Origin of the sequence: Flavobacterium sp. TSSA_36 (assembly GCF_051547165.1) — a bacterium.
In the GTDB taxonomy this organism is placed as follows: Bacteria; Bacteroidota; Bacteroidia; order Flavobacteriales; family Flavobacteriaceae; genus Flavobacterium.
In genome coordinates this window covers 1-3,105 of the sequence record NZ_JBPTTP010000017.1, presented here as the reverse complement: position 1 = coordinate 3,105, position 3,105 = coordinate 1, and the positions used below count along the sequence as shown (strand labels likewise).

Annotated in this window: 2 protein-coding genes and 1 pseudogene; 1 reads left to right on the top strand and 2 read right to left on the bottom strand. The window is 34.4% G+C overall.

Annotated elements, in window-relative coordinates; genetic code table 11:
- Window positions 1-169: 169 nt before the first annotated feature.
- The gene (locus ACSVH7_RS15055) at window positions 170-340 is read right to left on the bottom strand and encodes a hypothetical protein (protein ID WP_438067505.1); all 171 of its coding nucleotides are present in this window, start codon (window positions 338-340) and stop codon (window positions 170-172) included.
- A gap of 95 nt (window positions 341-435) precedes the next feature.
- Between ACSVH7_RS15055 and pafA the strand changes: the two genes are divergently transcribed.
- Window positions 436-2,049, top strand: a complete 1,614-nt coding sequence (gene pafA / locus ACSVH7_RS15050; RefSeq protein WP_438067504.1) for an alkaline phosphatase PafA — start codon at window positions 436-438, stop codon at window positions 2,047-2,049.
- A 229-nt stretch (window positions 2,050-2,278) separates the two neighbouring features.
- On the opposite strand, the pseudogene ACSVH7_RS15045 reads toward pafA, so the two are convergent.
- Window positions 2,279-2,428 (bottom strand): annotated as a pseudogene (locus ACSVH7_RS15045) (alkaline phosphatase); the annotation flags it as partial.
- Window positions 2,429-3,105 lie beyond the last annotated feature (677 nt).

Sequence of the window (3,105 nt, the reverse complement as noted above, 5' to 3'; positions counted from 1 at the left end):
ATGCAAAAATAAGATTGGGTTTGGCTGGATATTGAGGTATTGGAAGTGAATCTGCTCATGTAATTCTAAAGGAATTAGGGTTTAATATTAATTGTATGTCTTGAGGATTGCTTCCCGATAGCAGGATTTTGTGGCATCGAGCTAGGCGTTGTAGTTGTTTTTTCTGGGACTATCTTGTAGTTACTTTGTGGTTTACATGCGTGAAGTTTGTATTAGTACCATGGTTACCAGTATCGTAGAAGGGTGAGGTGTTTTTAATTGAATTTCTATCAGCATCTTCTTTATTGAAATCTGGATATATGGTAAATAGTGTAAATGAAGTGGAAGGATATTTTGCCAACGGACTGTTTTTTTAGCAGTGTAGCATGTTTTCCTTTACTTTTTTATTGAATACATTTGTTTTAAGCTTTACATTTGTGTAAAAAAACAAGATTTATGAAAAAAATAGTATTAGGGTTGTTTTTGATTCTAGTATGTAGTGCTCAAGCGCAACAGCGACCCAAACTGGTTATTGGTATTGTAGTGGATCAAATGAAAGCAGAATATTTGGATCGTTTTTATGATGATTATTCTTCTAATGGTTTTAAACGTTTGATGGCTAATGGATTTTCTTTTTATAATATGAATTATAATTATGTGCCCACTTACACTGCTCCGGGTCATGCGTCCATTTATACAGGCGCAACTCCAGCTACACATGGAATAATTGGGAATGATTGGTACGTTCGTGAGACTGGTAAAAATAAATATTGTACTGATGATGCATCGGTTAAAACGTTGGTAGCCGGTTCTGAAAAAGAAGGGATGATGTCTCCTAAAAATTTGCAAGCTACCACTGTTACGGATGAGTTTCGAATGGCAACAAATTTTAGAGGTAAGGTGATTGGTTTAAGTATCAAAGATAGAGGTGCTATTTTGCCAGCTGGACATTTTGCGAATTGGGCTTTTTGGTACAGTAAATCTGGAAATTTTATTTCGAGTTCATTTTATGGGGATAAATTGCCGGATTGGGTAGCTCAATTTAATGCAGAAAAACGGTATTTAGAGTACATTCAAAAAGGGTGGGATTTGTTAAAACCTGCGGCCGACTATACAGAAAGTTTAGCCGATGATAATCCTTATGAAGGAAGAATTGATAAATCAAAACCGCCTGTTTTTCCTTATGATTTAAATGCGATTTACAAAGAAGCGGGAGCGGATATTATTCGAACTACGCCTTATGGGAATGATCTTTTGGCAGATTTTGCGATGCGAACTATTGAGAAAGAAAATTTAGGTAAAAATCTTGATCCTGATTTTTTAACGGTTAGCTTTTCTTCTACAGATTATATTGGGCATACTTTTGGACCAAGATCAATGGAAATTCAAGACACTTATCTTCGATTGGATTTAACTATTGCTCGTTTTTTAGACTATTTGGATAAGACCATAGGGAAGGACAATTATTTGCTTTTTTTAACAGCGGATCATGCTGCTGCGGAGAATCCTATTTTTCTAAAAGATCATAAGTATGAGGTGACGAATATCCCATCCAAAGAGACGGTAAAGGGTATTGAAGCGTTTTCTTTGGCGACTTATGGGGTGAATTTGTTGTTGAATTATTCTAATTTTAACCTCTATTTGGATCGTGCCTTGGTACAATCTAAAAATTTAGATTTTGATAAAGTAAAACAAAGTTTTAAAACCTATTTGATGAATTTATCTTATGTAAAACGGGTGTATACTCAAGAAGATGTTTTGAATTCATCCGGCGGGGATTATTTGTTGTCGTACATTTTTAAAGGTTATGATCCCAAACAAAATGGCGATTTGGTAGTATTGCACAAAACTGGATTTATGGAATATAATGAAACGGGGACCACGCATGGCACTCCTAATAGTTATGATACGAATGTTCCTTTATTGTTTTATGGATGGAATATCCCCAAAGGTGTGTCGTATCAAAAAGAGTACATAACCTCTATAGCGCCTACGTTATCTAAATTGTTGAAAATTACGTTCCCCAACGGTACAGAAGCACAGGTTTTAGAGGAAGTTTTGAAGAAATAAGACGATTTTTAGGAACACTATTGTTTGAAAAATAGCAGAAGTCATCCTAAAGAATAAAATTTGCTCAGGCTATAAGAAACTAAAAACTCCTGAATAGTATTTTCAGGAGTTTTTCTTTTACTGAAAATCCTACTTTGGGATGCTATCTAGCTCTTTTGAATTACGATAAAGTGTATAGCTTTGTGATTTTGATGGTGAAGTTAGTAATGGATTTTTTTTAAAACAGAGTTTAAAATTGGTTCTCCACTTCAGCGGCTTGTAGCATCGAATAATGTAAATCAGTGTTTTTAATAAATGGGGATAAAAGTTCACTTCCTCGTCCGAACGTTGCCAACTCCGTATAATCGGCAGAATGATCGGTACTAATCCAACCTACGGAATTTCTTCTTTATGAAAGTCGCCTAACATGATGTCATATTGAAGGTCTAGTTCTGCAAAGCAATCTTGACTATTTCTAGTTTTGGATGCAATACAGAATCTGAAGAGTGTGGCATGAGGAATTGCAACGTGGTTTACACATTCAAGTATTTTTTACCTTACAGTTTTTCGATTCAACTAAATATAGGTCCTGTATAAAGTGCTAATACTTCTTCCATCACTTGCAATAGTAATACTGTTTTAACTTTATTTTAAAGTGCTGTCAAATCTAAAATATTAGTGGTGTTTCAAATGAATTATGTACGACAAACCCAATGCAAACTTGCGCTGTTTCTGAAGAAGTTCCTTGTATTCATTAGTATGATTTTTTTTTAAAATCTAATGTAAGTATCTGACTTTTATTTAAAGTTAAGATTATTTTATTTGACAATCCGTTACTTGTACCAATAATAAAAATGGCACGCAGATGACGCAGATTTAAACGGATTTTTTTATATAAATCAGCGAAATTCCGTATCATCCTTGTCACCCGCGTTCCATTGGTGGACACATAGCGGACAGTCATATTATTTTAACCCAGATTCCGCATTAGAAATCTACTACGACTAAATTACTTCACCATTTTTTTATTTTTTAGCTGAGTTCAGTGAATGAATTTCTTCTTCAAAACCAAGAACT

What these genes read in the sequence shown, in the direction of transcription:
- pafA (WP_438067504.1), top strand. Translation starts at nt 436, where the DNA reads ATGAAAAAAATAGTATTAGGGTTGTTTTTGATTCTAGTATGTAGTGCT.